The organism is Halosimplex halobium (assembly GCF_051414055.1).
GTDB lineage: Archaea > Halobacteriota > Halobacteria > Halobacteriales > Haloarculaceae > Halosimplex > Halosimplex halobium.
The window spans coordinates 1-15,749 of sequence record NZ_JBLKNX010000011.1 but is presented as its reverse complement, the minus strand read 5'-3'; the positions used below and the strand labels follow the sequence as shown (position 1 = coordinate 15,749).

Below are 15,749 nucleotides of genomic sequence, written 5' to 3'. Positions count from 1 at the left end.
TCGATGTCTAAGGATGAGGCGACACGTCAGTCGATCGGGGCCACCGGGGTGCATGTGGGGTGGCGGGATTCGACATCCAAAAGCCGGGAACGGGTGGAAAGAGAGGGTGGTGGGATGGGGTGGGGCGGAGTGGGTGGCGGCACCGGGCGACGCGTCACAGTGGGTGGAGCGTGTGGGCAGGGGTGCGGCGGTGCCGCGAGCCGACAGGCAACTGTCGAACGACGACCCGAGTGGGTCGGCGCCTCAGTGCCTCGGTGGAGGGCGCGTGTCGACAGGGCGGCTGTCGGCACTCGATACGACGGGTGGCAAATGAAAAGGGATGTCGGTCGCTACAAGCCGTCTTTGAGTGTGAGGCGCCCACACATCTGTCGCACGGGAGCACGTGGTGTGGCCCCAGTGAGACGGGGCGGCCTGCCTGCCAACGAGAGTCTGGCCACCGACAGCAGGGCGACTCTTGTCGAGTCCACGGGAGTGGTCCGTTCGTGCCTCGGTTCGCCCACTCCCTCTTCGAACGCGTTACTTGTTACCAAACATACGATTTACAGGTGTCGAGACAGAGATGGGGGTATGTTGCCGGTGGGAGCTCGCACGGTCTGCTCTGCGGTGGGAGAGCCATCGCTCGGTCGTGCTCTGTCTGACTCGGTGAGTGAAACCGACCGTCCCTTCGAAGCGGAGATGATCGAACCGGAGGAAATGACTGCGGAGGGGTGTTCTGCCCGAGACGGCGACTGTTTGGTTGTCGATAGCGGTGTCCCGGGGGTCGACGTCGACGAGATCATCCAGCGGTGGACCGCCGAACGTCCGGACTCTCCGATCGTGGTGCTCGTCGACGGGTGGGATGCCGACCGAGTGGCGGATGCGCTGTCGGTGGGCGCGACCGAGACACTGCCACGTGGACTCGTCGATACCAACCCGAGCCTACTCACTGAACGGGTTGCCGCTACCGTGGAGCGCGAACACGCCCGAACTGGGATCCGGGAGTTGTATGACAATCTCGACGGAATTGTTGTTCTTCACGACCCCGAGTCGGGTGAGATAGTCCATGCCAACCAGTCGTTCTGTGACCTGCTGGGATACGACCGCGAGCGACTCCTCTCGATGGGGATGGGCGATTTCGTCGCCGACGTTCCCGGCCACGACCACGAGCGGATGACGAACGTCGTCGCGAGCGCCGCTGACCAAGAGGAGTCGATCGAGGTAGAGTGGCCGGTGACGACGGCCGACGGTAGAGTCCGGTGGATCGAGTCGCGACTCCGTGTGATCAAGATCGGCGCCCGGGAGGTCGTCCTCTCGACGTCGGTTGACGTCACGGAAGAGCGCCGCCAGGAGCGTAAGTACGAGCAGGTCTTCGACAACGTCAACGACGTTATCTCCGTCCACGACCCGTGGGACGAGGAACTGGTCGACGTCAACGAGACGCTGTGTGACCTGACCGGCTACGGGCGCGAGGCACTGATCAAGATGGACATCGGTGGGTTCAGCGTTTCCGAAGAGGGGTTCACAGACGAGCGGGCCTACGAGATCCAGCAACGCGTCGCCGCAACCGGTGAGGGTGAGACTGTCGAGTGGATGATCGAGACGGCAGCGGGGGAACGGCGCCTGCTGGAAGTAAAGCTCGCGCCGGCGACGATCGCAGGTGAGGACCGCGTGCTCACACTCTCGCGGGATGTAACTGAACGCACCGAGTACGAGCGCCAGCTCGAGCGCGAGCGCGACCGCCGGTCGGTGCTGTTCGAGAACAACCCCGACCCGGTAGTTAGGGTGCGATTCGAAGACGGCGACCCAATCATTCGGGAAGTCAACCCCGCCTTCGAGGAGGTGTTCGGGTTCCCGCCAGACGAAGTCGTCGGGTCCACCGTCGCCGAGGCGGTCGTTCCGGAGGCGGAACGCGAGGAACACGACCGCTTCAGTGACAGAGTCGCCCGGGGCGAGTCGGTGGAGGCGGAAGCCCGACGACAGACTGCCGACGGGATCCGCGAGTTCCGCTTCAGGGTCATCCACTTCAGTACCGACCTAACTGCCGACGAAGCGACCGACGCGTACGTCTGGTACACCGACATCACCGAGCGGCGGCGCCGCGAGCGCGAGTACGAACAACTGTTCAACGGCGTCAACGACTCGATCACCGTCCACGACCCCGAGACTGCGAAACTACTGAACGTCAACGAGACGTTCTGTGACCTGCTCGGCTACGGCCGCGAGGAGATCATCGACATGGGGATCGAGGGCTACACCCTGAGTGACGCGGACTACACGATGGAACAGGCTCGGGAGTTCGTCAGCGAGGTGGTCGATTCCGACGAGCCCAGACAGACCGAGTGGGTCGTCGAGACCAGCGAGGGGGAGAAACGGTGGCTCGATGTCAAGGGGACGACCGTCGAACTCGGCGGAGAGCTCCGGTACGTGTCGATCAACCGTGATATCACGGAGCGCAAGCGCCGCGAACGCGAGTACGAACAGATCTTCGACGGCGTCAACGACTCCATCGTCGTCCAGGACCCAGAAACGGCCCAGCCGCTCGACGCGAATCAGACGTTCCTGAACAGGCTCGGCTACGACACCGTCGAGGAGATCCGCGAGGCCGGATTCAACGAACTCAGTGCGAGCGATGCGGGGTACACCAGGGAGCGAGCACAGGAAATCTGCCAGCGCGTGATGGAGACCGGTGACCCGGAGACCATCGAGTGGCAACAGGAGACAAGATCCGGAGACCGGCGCTGGATCGAAGCGACGGTCGACGCAGCCGAGATCCGTGGGGAGGACCGGATCCTCTCGATGCAACGGGACATTACCGAACGGAAACGTCGTGAGCGGATGATCCGCGCGCTTCACGAGGCGACCGACGATCTTCAGGAAGTGGAAACTCCTGAGGCGGTCTGTGCGGCCGCAGTCGACGCCGCGACGGAGGTGCTGGACCTCTGGCTGCCGACCTGCTGGCTCCACGAATACGGGGAGTCCGCCCACCTCAGTCCAGTCGCCAGCGGTGAGGAGGCGGATTCCATCTCACCGGAGGACCGACCGCGCGCACTGAGCCCCGACGACTTCGAGTACGGCGTCTACGAGGACGGCGAGAGAGCCGTGTGCGACCCGACGGAGCTCGATGGCGGGACGCCGCCGGGCGACGCGGTCCTTTTTCCGCTCGGCGACCACGGTCTGTTCGGCGCTGTCGAGCGCGACGGCGCGTTCGACGACGTCACCCTTGACGCCGCCGGTATCCTCGCTCGGCACGTCACGGCGGCGCTCGACCGCGTCGAGCGCGCCCGCGAGCTACGCGAACGGGACCGACGCTTCCGGCTCATCGCCGAACACATCGACGAGATCATCTACGTGGCGACGGCCGACTTCTCGGAGATCCTCTACATCAATCCGGCCTACGAGGAGATCTACAGTCGACCGGTCGACGAACTCTCGGAGGACCCCACGTCGTTCGTCGAGGCGGCCCATCCCGACGACCGGCCGGAGTACGAGGCCGACGTCGAACGACTGATCGAGGACGTCGAGGCGGGGGACCCACAGGACGCCTACGAGGGGGAGTACCGGATCGAACGCGACGGGGAGACGCGGTGGGTCACGGTCACCCGATTCCCCGTCAGGACTGAGGGTGAAACCGTCGACCGGATCGTCGGGCGCGTGGAGGACATCACCGAGCGCAAGCGCCGCGAACGCGAGTACGAGCAGATCTTCAACATGGCCGGCGACGGGCTCGTCGTCCACGACCCCGACTCGGGGGCGGTGGTCGACGCCAACGAGCAGGTCGCGGACCTGCTCGGCTACGACCGCGAGGCGTTTCTCGACCGGCCGCTCTCCGAGTTCCAAGCGACGGCCGAGGGTGTCAGCGGCGAGCAGGCCAGAGAGATGATCCTGGAGTCGGCCCGAGAGGGCGGACGGGAGTTCCAGTGGCCGCTGGAGACAGCCGACGGCGAAACCGTCTGGGTCCGCGCTCGACACGAACTCGGGGAGATCGGCGGCGAGCGACGCATCGTCGCCCTCCTGCACGACATCACCGAACGGCGACACACCGAGCGCCGGCTCAGCGAGATCCTCAATCGGATTGACGACGCGATCTTCATGACGCGGGCCGAAGCGATCACCGCCGCGTCACAAGATCCGGATTATGTGAGTTCCGGGTACGAGGACATCTGGGGACAGTCGCTCGAAACGATCCGTGAGACGTACGACGACGGGTTTTTCGGCACGCTTCACCCCGATGATGCCGGCGAGTATCAGTCGTTCGTCGAGGGCATCGTCGACGACATCGAGGAGGGAACAGCGGCCGACAGCTACTCCCGCGAGTACCGCATCGAGCGCCCCGACGGGGAGGTGCGCTGGGTGCAGTCGGACTACTACCCGACCGAATGGGCGAGCGGCGAGCCGCGAATCGTGATCGTCAGCCGTGATATTACCGACCGCAAGTCACGCGAGCGGCGCATGGCGTCGTTCGAGGACGCGACGGACGATCTCGCGACGGCGGACACCCCCGAGGAGGCGACCCGGACGGCCGTCGAGGCGGCCACCGACACCCTCGACCTGCCGGCCGTCGGGGCCTTCCTCTACGACGACGAGAACGGCGTCCTCCGGCCTGAAGTGCTCACCGGCCAGCTCCCGGCGGACGTCGCGGCCGACCCCATCGGACCGGGAGACGGGCCGCTCTGGAAGGGGTTCGCCACTGGCACGATCGTCGCTTCCGACGGCGGCCACAGCGAATCCGGGTTCGTCGGAGCGGCCGACGACGCGGAACCACCGGGTGCGCTCGGGGATCTGACAGAGTGGCGCGCGCTCGCGCTGGGCAACCACGGCGTCCTGCTGGTTGGGTCGCCCGACAGCCAACTCGGCCCGGAGACTGTCCAGGCGGCCCACGTTCTCGCGGCGACACTGGAGGCCGCGTTCAACCACCTCGAAGGGGAACAGCGACTCGCCGCCCAAGAGGAGCAACTGCGCACGCAGACCGAGCGGGCCGACCGCCTCGACCGGATCGCCCGTCTCACCCAGCAGGTCGAGGCCGCCATCACGGAGGCGTCGAACCCGGGTGAGGTGGAACAGGCGGTCTGTGACCGCCTCGCCGGCTCAGGCCCCTACGATTTGGCGTGGGTCGGCGGTCTCGACGTCGGGTCCGACAGACTGGCGGCCCGCGCGGTCGTCGGTGCGTCGAACCAGTACGTCGACGCGCTGGACCTGACGACGACGGACGAGACGGCGGACCCACACCCCGCAGTCGACGCCTGGCGGACGGATGAGGCACGGGTCGCGGACTCGCTGGTTGCCGACGGACCGGCCGGCGACTGGCGCCGCCAGGGACTCTCCGAGGGGTACCAGTCGCTGTGTGCCGTCCCGCTCACCTACGACGGGATCACACACGGCGTGCTGACCATCGGGACAGACTCGCCGAACGCCTTCGGCGACCGGGAGCGGGACGTCATCGCGCAACTTGGCACCTCGATCGCGAACGCGATAGCCGCCATCGAGCGACGGCGCGCGCTCGAATCCGACGAGACCGTCGAACTGGAGTTCACGGGGTCCGGCGAGGCGCTCTCGTTCGCCCGTGCGGCGTCAGCGGCGGACTGCCGCGTCAGACTCGAACGGACCGCTGCCCGGCAGGACGGCCCCGTGAGCGTCTACTACAGTTTCGAGGGCGATGTCCCCGACGACGTCGCCGAGATAGCGACTCGGCGATTACCTGGAACGGTTGAAGTCGTAGCCGAGGAGTCGTCGTCGACACTTGTCGAGGCCCGCACCGACGACTGGTTCGGCGCACCGCTGGCAGAGTACGGCGGCGTACTGCGGGAGGCGTCTGCCGAAGCCGACGAGACGACGATCCGCGTCGAAGTGCCACGGGAGGCCGACGTCCGGTCGTTCGTCGAGCGACTGGAGGAGATTGCGCCGTCGCTCGAACTCGTCGCACAGCGCCAGCACCGGCGACGGGACCGGGCCCCGGCGGAGATCAGCGACCAGGTCAGAGCGGAACTCACTGACCGGCAGTTCGAAGTCGTCCGGACCGCTCTTTCGGCGGGCTACTTTGAGTGGCCACGCGAACACGACGGCAACGAAGTCGCCGCACAACTGGATATCACGCAGCCGACGTTCAACAAGCACCTCAGGCTCGCCCAGCGGAAGACGTTCGGACTCCTCTTCGAGGCCGACGCCTGAGATGTGGCATTCGGACCGGTTCAGTACACTTTGAATCCCTCTCGCTGGATGGAGTCCATCGGGGTCCCGAGAAACGAACCGAGCGTCACCACCCGGAGCGCACCGAGCGAAGCGAGCGGCGGTCGCGTCGAGCCCGGCAGCGGGTATTGGTGGTCTGTTCCGACGGATTCGACCCTGTCCCGGAGCGTCGTGAGACGGTCCGCTCGCCGGGACGAGTAGGTGTCGACAATGTCCGAGACTGGTTGGGTCGTATCGTTCAGTTCCGTCACGAACGCTATCGCGTCCTCGATACCGATTGTGACGTCGAACCCACTCGCTGGCGCGACCGGGCACGCAGCGCGACCACAGAACGCCACCTGACCGGACCCCCACCAATCCGCGACCGCGTCCGACGCCCTCATGTGCTGGATTCTCGTCGATTCGAACTCAGCCCCTTCGGAGACGAGGTCCGTCTCGCTCGGGGGTCCCGTTTCCGGGTTCACGTCGGCGAGTACTCGCTCGATATCCGAGCATGGTGTCGTAATTCGGAGGGTCCCTCCGGAATCATCCTGTGACTGAAACGCCTGAATGAGAGCGTCAGAGCGCCAGTGATCCCGTATTCCAGCTTGAGTGAGAGTGACGGTATCGAGGGGGAGTTCGTACTGAGCGAGCGGGTCGGACGCCGGTGATTCTGCTCCGGTTGGGCGAAGTGCATCGCCACCACCACCGGCGTCGACGACGACGTCGAACCACTCGTGGATGCCGTCTCTGAACTTGACGACCAGTCCACCGTCCCGTCGCGAGACCGTCTCGACCGCTCGATCACCGCGGTGCTGTTGTTCGGGGAGTCGCGTTTCGAGCGCGCGACGGAGACGGTCCGTTCGAACGACCAGTGGCATTGTCTCCGCTTGCTCAGTGCCCATCGAGAGGACGGTCGGGTCACTCTGTGAGGTCGATACGTTGACGAACACGCTCTCGACGGTGGTCCCGCAATCCCGGACGGAAGTGCCGACACCGACAGCGTCGAGAGTACGGACCGCCGGTGGACACAGATATGTGGTCCGAGACGAGACCGGAGGAGCCGTTCCGTTCACGACCAGTGGGTCGTAGCCCGCATGCCGGAGGAGAAGCGTGAGGGTCAGTCCCACGACCGTGTCGCCGACGACGAGTACCTGTTTGTCGGGACGCTCTGTGATCACGTCGTCAGTGGGGACCCAGTCAGGCGTCGGCAGGTTTCGGACATCGGATCCTGTCCGTCGCTCGTCCACCTCGCTCGCGACGTTACGTGGACTATGAGTCGCTCGTTCCGACGCAGTGTTCGACGTATCGTCACCACAGTCGGTAGCAGAATGGTCCCCCGGACGGTCTGTCCGGTGATCGGACCAACCGTCGTGACTCCTTGGACCTGAACGACCTCTTCGACCGGGACTCGAGTCCCGTCGGTCGGCCGTGTCGGAAACCGGTGGGTGGCGCCGAGAGACAGACGCGACATCACTCGGACGGGATAGGCTACGATCGCTCATTTACGTAGGACACCCTTCGCAGGGGACGTGCCTAAGAACTCGACTCGTGTTTCAGGCGGGGAAACAGTCGGCCGTACACCGGGACATTCCGGCCGACAGGACGACGAACTGCCGCGACGTGAGAGGATGTCTCGGCACCCGATCGTGAAGTCGATGGCGGCTACACGCCGGACGGGTCGACCCCGTCCGACCGCGCTGGTTGCGACGCTTCCGACCGCTCGACGACCGGTGTCAGGTCGGTATCGAGCGCCCAGGAGCGGTACGCGAATGTCACACCGAAGTACACGACCAGTACGGCGACCAGAGCGGCGACCACTGCTGTCCCCGACCAGGTCCAGACGTCGGCGACGAGGGGCCACGTGTTCCCGACCGCGTGCAACAGTGCCACGAAGTACACGTTGTGGGTCAACTCGTAGAGGATTCCGACCCCGAGGCCCGAGAGCCCGAGGAACGCCGCGGTCCCGACGATCCCGGACGGAGACGCGCCCTGGACGATCATCGCAGGGGTGTGCAGTGCGCCGAAGACGACGCTCGCGGCCAGGATACCGAGTCCGATACGCGCCCGGCTGTCGTCGCCGAGCAACGCGATCACCTTGGTCTGGAGGTACCCGCGGAAGACGAACTCCTCGACCAGCGCGACGACGAGGAAATCGAACGCCAGCGAGGTGAACAGCGTGAACGGAACGTCCGGCCAGCGGGCCGGCATCTCAAGTATCAGTCCGAACCCCCACTGGTTGCCGAGAGCGACCGCCAGTCCGGCGGCGACGACGTTCAGCGCCGCCCACAGACCGAAACCAGCGAGAAGTGCAGGTCCGAGCAGCCGCCTGGAGAGCCCGATTTCGCCCGGGCGGACGCCTTCGACCCGGAGCAACAGCAGCGCGATTCCCGCGAGCACTCTGAACTTGACGGTCCCGCCAGCGGGGCCGATCCACGCGGGAAAACTGACGTCCGAGACGGCGTTTCCGACCATGATCGCGACGACGGCCATCGCGGCGACTGCACCGCCGAATCCGACGAGCGTTCACAGTCCGCCGTCGAACGTGATACGTTTATCCGACGACGGGTCGGTACTCGGAGAATCCACCGTCATCGGTCCACCTCCGGTACAGCGGTTGATAGCCGACGAATCGTCGGGGACCGTTCGACGGTCGATACGTCGTGTGAACCAGCGAGCGAGGCGTGCCCGAACAGTTCCATACGGGGAGCGTCCCCACCCACCCCAAAAGAGTGCCCTGCAGTGTTTCGCTCGCTGAAACCCGGAACCCCCCTTTTCTGGGGTGGAAAGCCGACAGTCGGACATGAGCATCCGGGACAGATTCTCGAACTCGGAAGACGACGTGACGTGTATCGGTTGCGGGGCGACGGTTCCACGCTCCGAAGCGCGCGAGTACGACAAACACGGCGACCGCTGGAGTCGCGACGGCAAACGGTTCGAGTACCTTTGCAAGCCCTGTTACCGAGAGTGCTGTCATCAGCCGCGGGACGAACTCGAATCGACGCTCGTCGACGCCAGCGCCGGCGAAGTTGACCGGGACGGGTTCCTCAGACGGTACTTCGAGATCGTCGCCGAAAGCGCCGCTGACGAGTGAAAGCCGGTCACGATGTCGAAAACGGGTCAGCGGTCGACTTCGCCCATGATTACGTCGAGACTGCCGAACGTCGCAATGAGGTCCGGAACCGTACCCCCCTCGACCAGTTTCGGGAGCACCGAGAGGTTCGAAAAAGAGGGACCCCTGATCTTGAACCGTGCCGGAGTGTCGGTGCCGTCGGACCTGATGTAGATGCCGAGTTCTCCTTTGGCGGCTTCGACCGCTCGATAGACCTCGGTGTCGGGGTTGGGTCTGAGCGTACGCGGGACGTTCGCCTGGATATCGCGGTTGTCTTCGGGCCAGTCTTCGAGCAGGTCGACGCACTGTTCGACGATGCTGGCCGACTGCTCCAGTTCTTGGAGGCGAACGAGCACGCGCGAGTAGTTGTCGCCCCCGTCTTCGGTGACGACGTTCCAGTCGAGTTCGTCGTAGTAGCCGTAGGGGTCGTCGCGTCGCAGGTCGTAGTCGATGCCCGACCCTCGGGCGACCGGCCCGGTACAACCGTACTGTTTCGCGACGTCAGGGTCTAAGACGCCGGTGTCGACGACCCGGAGTTGGAACACCTCGTTGCGCGTCAGCAGGTCGTGATACTCGGCGATTTTATCCGGAAGACCGCTCAGAAAATCCCTGACGTCGGCGACGAACTCGCTGCGCGGGTCCGGGAGGTCCCACGCGACCCCACCCAGTCGGAAGTAGTTGAACATCATGCGCTGGCCGGTCAGGTCCTCCAGCAGGTCGAGCACCAATTCGCGGTCCCGGAAGGCATACATGAAGCTGGCGCTGAACTCGCCGGTGACGTCGAGCGCGTACGTCCCGATGGAGATGAGATGCGAGGCCATGCGACTCAGTTCGGCGCCCATGGTGCGGAGCACCTGGGCGTACTCGGGGACCTCGATGTCGGCCAGGTCCTCAGCCGCGCGGGCGTAGGCCCACTCGTTGAGCAGTCCTGACGAGACCCAGTCCCACCGGTCGGGATAGGGCATGATCTGATGACGATAGGTACACTGCTGGCACATCTGCTCCTCGCAGCGGTGGATGTACCCGATATCAGGGTCGAGATCGACCACAGTCTCGCCGTCGAGCACCGTTTCCAGGTGGAGGACACCGTGGACCGACGGGTGTTGGGGGCCGACGTTCAGAAACATCGTATCCTGGTGGCGATTGTCGTCCTCCAGCGGGTTCGCGTGTTCCCGTAACGTGACGATCTGGGGCTGTGTGCCGTCGAACTCCTCGCGGAGCGGGTAACCCTGCCACGTCTCGGGCAGGAGGATCCGGCGCAGATCGGGATGGTCGTCGTACTCGATGCCGAGCAGGTCGTAGGCCTCGCGCTCGTGCCACTCGACCGTCTCGTATACGGGGGTGCCGGACTCGCTCACGGGGTCGTCGATCGTCGTCGGGACCACGACCGACACCTCCTCTGTCGGGTCGTCGTACTTCCGGAGGTGGTAGATCGTCTCGAACCGGTCAGCGTACTCCTGGGCGGTCACACATGAACAGTGGTCGAATCCCGCCACCTCTCGGAGCGTCGAGAGTGCGTCAACGACGTCGTCCGGTCGGATCACGAACCCTTCGGCGTTCAGGTGGGTCTCCCGGTCGAGGACTCTATCCCCGAGCAGGGCCGCGAGTTCGTCGTCGTCCAGTTCTACCGACGAGTCGCCAGCGGTGTCGGGTACCAGATCTGACGTTTCCCCGGAACTCACAGCTCGTCACCTCGGTTCCCGCCGTCAGCACCGGAACAGATTGCCTTGATCATACTCCTTCGTAGCGACAGGGGCGTGATAACGACCGATTCCGTGTTTCACCGCCTGAAACACGGGTGGGTCAGCAATGTCCGATCTCCCCCGTAAACCGCAGTGGATCACACGCACAGGCGTCGCGGATTTCAGAGACAGAAACACGGCAGTCTGTTTTTCGGGACCGCTGGTCGATCCCCCACATATGTCGACAGGTTCGGATATCGTCGTCCACGATGCGACGGTGCTGACGATGGACGGTCGAGACGAAATCTATCGGGACGGGACAGTCGTCGTCGGGGACGGCAAAATAACGGAGGTCAGGGAGTCGAAACCGTCAGATCCTGCTCTCACAGCGGAGACGGTCATCGACGGGAGCGACAGACTGGTCATGCCGGGACTCGTCAACGCGCACGCCCACCTAGAGATCTCGGCGCTCATCGGCGCGTTCAGCGAGATGGGATTGGGCGAGATGTTCGCCGACATGACCGCGCTCTGTGAGCAACTCGGTCGCGGTGAGTACGAGTACCTCGTCGAGGCGAGCGTCGAACTGGCCGCGCTGAACTTCGTCCGCGGCGGCGTCACGACCGTCAACGCGATGGACGCGATCCCCCGTCACGGGGCGGAGGCGTTCGGCGAGGCCGGACTCCGCGGCTTCTTCGGCCCGTGGATCAGCGACCTGTTCTGGGACATCCCGGAGGACGAACAGTTCGAGCGCGCTCGCTCGTTCATCGAGGAGTACCACGACACGTACGACGGCCGCATCAGAGCGACAGTCTGTCCGCACGACGACTGGTCGTGTTCGCGCGAGGTGTGGGAACGCGCGGCCGACCTGGCCGCGGAGTACCCGGAACTGCCCGTCCACACGCACCTGCTCGAACTCGAAGAAGGCAACGTCATGAGTCGGGCCAACGACGCGGCGGATTCACTCGCCCTGCTCGACGACGTCGGACTCCTCGACGACCGACTCGTGGCGGCCCACTTCCGGGTCGCCGACGAGGCAGACATCGAACGCGTCGCCGCCAACGACGCAGCCATCGCACACTGCCCGTCGATCTTCTGCTACTGGGAACCCGACGGCGAGACCGACTGGACACCCGTCCCGACGTTACTGGACGCGGGCGCGACGGTCGGCCTCGGACTGGACGACCACTACTGGCACGACTCGACGGACCTTCTCGGCGAGGCCAGACAGGCGCGGCTCGCGGCCAATCTCTCTTTCGGCACGAACCAGTTCGAGTCGATGGACCTCGTCCGGATGCTCACGGTCGAGGGTGCCAGAGCGCTGGGCCTCGCGGACGAGATCGGCAGTATCGAACCGGGAAAGCGGGCCGATCTCGTCGTACTGGACCTCTCGAAACCGAAGTTCGCGCCCCGGACCAACGTCCCGGCACTGGTCGCCAACACCGCCACGGCAGCGGATGTCGAGACGACGATCGTCGACGGAGAGATACTCATGCACGACGGAACGGTCCGTACGATGGACGCCGACGCGGTCTGTGACCGCGCCGAGCGTGCCGTCGATCGGTTCGGGGAGGACATCGGCTGGGAGATGAGTGTCGAAGGGAGCGACCCTCCGGGGCATCTGCAGACAGTCCGGGACCTTCCCAAGCGCGGACCGGCACATCTGCTGGCTCGTCTCGGCTGGCAACGCGTCAAAGAGTCGCTGTAGTTCCACAGACTAGGCGACAGAAACTGTCGCCGAGAGGCCGCTGTAGCGCAAGTGTGTCACAAACGAGTCTCACGACCCCGTTTCAGACAGTGAAACACAGGACGTGGTTCTATGTCCCGGCCTGACGAGGGTGTAGACATGAGTAGCCCGACGGAAACACACACGAACACCGCCGAACAGGACGTCCTGATAGTCGGCGGCGGGATCGCCGGCCTCGCGCTCGCTGACTATCTCCGGCGGCAGGGACGGACTCCGACGGTCGTCGAACAGGCTCCCGGGTGGCGAGACGGTGGTTACGGGATCGGTCTCTGGGAAGACGGGCTGGCGGTCCTGCGAGACCTCGGTCGACTCGACCACGCCCGGAACCTCGCCGCCGACCCCGACGGGTTCGCGGTTCGAGCCGGCGGAGACCTGCTGACGCGGACGACGATTCCGCCAGACCGGACGCTCCTGCTGGCGATCCATCGCGGCGACCTCCACGCCGTACTGCGTGAAGGCGTCCCGGAAGACCGGGTCCGGTTCGGGACCTCGCCGGCCCGCATCGACGAACGGGACGAGGACGTACGCGTCACCTTCGAGGACAGGACGACCGAGACGTACGACCTCGTCGTCGGCGCGGACGGCGTCCACTCGACGGTTCGCGAGCAGTGTTTCACCCGGTGGACGAAGCGCGAACACGACACGTACGTCTGGTCGCTGTGGGCCGACCAGGACGTCGACGTCGGCAGCGACATGGTCAGCGTCTGGGGGCGAGGTACCGAGGGGTTCGTGGCCCGCGTCGGCGACCGGGTCGGGTTCAATCTCGCCGCCCGACTCGACCAGCGCCCGGACCCACCAGCACGAGCACACCTCCGTGCGCGAGCGGAGGCGATCGGGTGGAAACTGCCTGCGTTGCTGGACGGGACCGACGACGACCCGTTCTTCGACAGGGTCCGCGACGTGACCTGTGAGCGGTGGCACACCGACCGGGTCGCCCTCGTCGGCGACGCGGCCCACGCTGTCCACCCCATTTCCGGGATGGGCGCCTCGCTCGCGCTGCAGGACGCGCGCGTCCTCGCACAGGAACTCGCGACCGCACGCCCAGGGGACCCGAGCGGCGCACTCGAACGCTTCGAACAGCGCCGCCGGGACGATGCGAAACGCGTGCGACGCGAGGCGCGGTTCGAGGCCGCCGTCACGTTCCTCGAATCTGAGTCGGCGCGACAGGCCCGCAACTGGGTCGTCGAACACACGCCGCTGTTCGACCTATTTATCGAACGACAGGTAACGGAGGGCTGAGGGGTGCTTCAAGCCTCGACTTGCAAGTTCATCGCTTCATCAACGGATAGATGGCACCAACTCCTGATAGAAACAGCGTGCAAGACACAGAGGATGGGTGCAGCACGGAGGATACGTTTGATTCATGCCGAACGGACTGAAACAGGCAGTAGGAACGTCTACGCATGAATTGTTTAACCTCGGTTGAGGTGCGTGTCTAAACAGAACGGCGTTCATTCTCGATGTGATCAACGTAGGTATCAACCACGTTCTGAATGATGGTTTCGCCGGCTTCAGCGGTTGCTTCAGCCGGATCGCCAAGCACACCGTTTTCGGTGATGGTTTTGAACCCTTCGCTCAGAAGACGAGCGGTAGAGATCTCCCCTTCAGGGCCGGACTCGATGTTCTCAACCCTTACAAGATCCTCATTCACCGCCAACACCACTGCCGTCTCGGCTGCACCGGCATGAATTACGTCTTGATCGTATTCGATCCCCGCCTCGCTGAGGCCATCGTTCAATAACTGCATATGCTCATCGAGGTCAGCCAAGGGAATCACAGTGGCTTCGATTTCCCGAGCGACATCAGGTGCGACAGTCTTGACCGGGCCGAAATTCCCGCCGTGCGTCGGGACTAAGACGATATATTCGAAGCCGTGATCATCGAGCGACCGGCAGTATGCCCGGATCACATCCATCAGTGTCTCGGGTGGGATAGTGATCGTGCCCGGGAACTCCATGTGATGTCCCGAGCAGCCAGGCCGGATCGTCGGTGCAGCAAGGGCATCCTCCAATTTCTCCGCGATCCGCCACGAGAGTTCGTCACCGTCCAGTGTGTCCATATTCAACGGGAGGTGGGGGCCGTGCTGTTCGATCGAGCCGACGGAAACGATCGCCGTCCGTTTCCCGTTTGCCAGCGCCGATTCGACTTCTGGCCATACCATCTCCTCAAGGAGTATTGACCTGCGAGAAGGCATGCAGTTTGTGGTGCTCCCGCATAGCTTAAAAGTCCTGTCACACAGGATGAAGGTGACTCGGATCGTTCCGGGCGCAGTCGAGATCGGTGTCCCCTGTATCGAACGCTTCCAGCACCCGAGGTCTGGAGCGGCTGCCGTGCGAGATTCGCGCGTTCTATTCAGTAGACTTCCTAATTCCTATCAGATACCGTAGCATTTGACCGATCAATCCAGCTTCATCTGTCGGTCTTTGACCTACTAGTAGTCTCTGAATGTGGAACGCCGTTTCCCGAGAAGTCCCTCTACAGCTGTGCGGCCACCACATTGAGTTTCTACTAGCAGAGATTCGACTGAGCTGGTAGAGGCTAGTCTGCTCAGTACAGGCGATAGCTGTTGCAGTGAGCGGTCGCGGTGCGGTTGGCGCGCGCTGGAGCGCGCTTTCATGCGCGCGACAGCAACGTGCGAGGGATGAGCGAGTGAGCGGCGCGAACGAGCGAATCGGCTGGGGAGGTGTGTGACCGTCTGCGGTGCTGTGCGGGGCGGTTGCTGTCCTGGCGGACTGAAAGGGCGAGGCGCGCTCGCGTTTATGTAGTCGTCTGAGCGGGCCACTATCTGAGCGACCGCAGGGAGCGAAGATATCCCGCTCAGCGACCGCGAGCGTGCCGAGGGCTTTCAGCGCCTGCCGTCTCCTGCGGTACTAACTCCAGCTAGCGAGCACACCGACGGCTTTCAGCACTTGCTGTCGGTTGCGGTCGCCCTCGTTTCTTCCACGAAGATGGGCCGTGTTTAGACGCTAGTAAGAGCGGCTAAATGTCTAACTTACTAGGAAGTGAAGCGGGAAAAGCCGGTTGTGTCATCCAAGCTGGCCCGCTTCACTGATCGGGTTGTCTCGCTTGC

Annotated in this window: 8 protein-coding genes; 4 read left to right on the top strand and 4 right to left on the bottom strand. The window is 64.3% G+C overall.

The genetic code is table 11. From position 1 onward, the window contains the following. Nucleotides 1-945 precede the first annotated feature (945 nt). Nucleotides 946-6,144, top strand: a complete 5,199-nt coding sequence (locus tag ACMGFG_RS12300) for a PAS domain S-box protein (RefSeq protein WP_436930625.1) — start codon at nucleotides 946-948, stop codon at nucleotides 6,142-6,144. 20 nt (nucleotides 6,145-6,164) lie between these two features. Here the strand turns inward: ACMGFG_RS12300 and ACMGFG_RS12295 are convergent, their stop codons facing one another. Beyond that, nucleotides 6,165-7,391, bottom strand: a complete 1,227-nt coding sequence (locus tag ACMGFG_RS12295; RefSeq protein ID WP_436930624.1) for an FAD-dependent oxidoreductase — start codon at nucleotides 7,389-7,391, stop codon at nucleotides 6,165-6,167. Nucleotides 7,392-7,806: 415 nt separating this feature from the next. Next, a complete protein-coding gene (locus ACMGFG_RS12290; RefSeq protein WP_436930623.1) occupies nucleotides 7,807-8,634 on the bottom strand; it encodes a CPBP family intramembrane glutamic endopeptidase in 828 nt (275 codons plus the stop codon). Nucleotides 8,635-8,944: 310 nt separating this feature from the next. Here ACMGFG_RS12290 and ACMGFG_RS12285 point away from each other — a divergent pair, with 310 nt between their 5' ends. Continuing rightward, entirely contained in the window at nucleotides 8,945-9,235 is a 291-nt protein-coding gene (locus ACMGFG_RS12285) for a DUF7562 family protein (protein ID WP_436930622.1), read from the top strand. A gap of 26 nt (nucleotides 9,236-9,261) precedes the next feature. Here the strand turns inward: ACMGFG_RS12285 and ACMGFG_RS12280 are convergent, their stop codons facing one another. Continuing rightward, on the bottom strand, nucleotides 9,262-10,911 hold the full coding sequence (locus ACMGFG_RS12280) for an NADH-quinone oxidoreductase subunit D (protein ID WP_436930768.1): 1,650 nt from the start codon (nucleotides 10,909-10,911) through the stop codon (nucleotides 9,262-9,264). 262 nt (nucleotides 10,912-11,173) lie between these two features. On the opposite strand from ACMGFG_RS12280, the gene ACMGFG_RS12275 reads away from it, so the two are divergent. Both ACMGFG_RS12275 and ACMGFG_RS12270 read left to right on the top strand, forming a co-directional pair. Further along, nucleotides 11,174-12,640: an amidohydrolase family protein gene (locus ACMGFG_RS12275; protein WP_436930621.1), complete on the top strand. Its 1,467-nt coding sequence runs from the start codon at nucleotides 11,174-11,176 to the stop codon at nucleotides 12,638-12,640. Nucleotides 12,641-12,778: 138 nt separating this feature from the next. After that, the gene (locus ACMGFG_RS12270; protein WP_436930620.1) at nucleotides 12,779-13,918 is read left to right on the top strand and encodes an FAD-dependent oxidoreductase; all 1,140 of its coding nucleotides are present in this window, start codon (nucleotides 12,779-12,781) and stop codon (nucleotides 13,916-13,918) included. A gap of 196 nt (nucleotides 13,919-14,114) precedes the next feature. Here the strand turns inward: ACMGFG_RS12270 and ACMGFG_RS12265 are convergent, their stop codons facing one another. Continuing rightward, complete coding sequence (locus ACMGFG_RS12265; RefSeq protein ID WP_436930619.1) at nucleotides 14,115-14,873, bottom strand: creatininase family protein; 759 nt, start codon at nucleotides 14,871-14,873, stop codon at nucleotides 14,115-14,117. Between the last annotated feature and the right edge of the window lie 876 nt (nucleotides 14,874-15,749).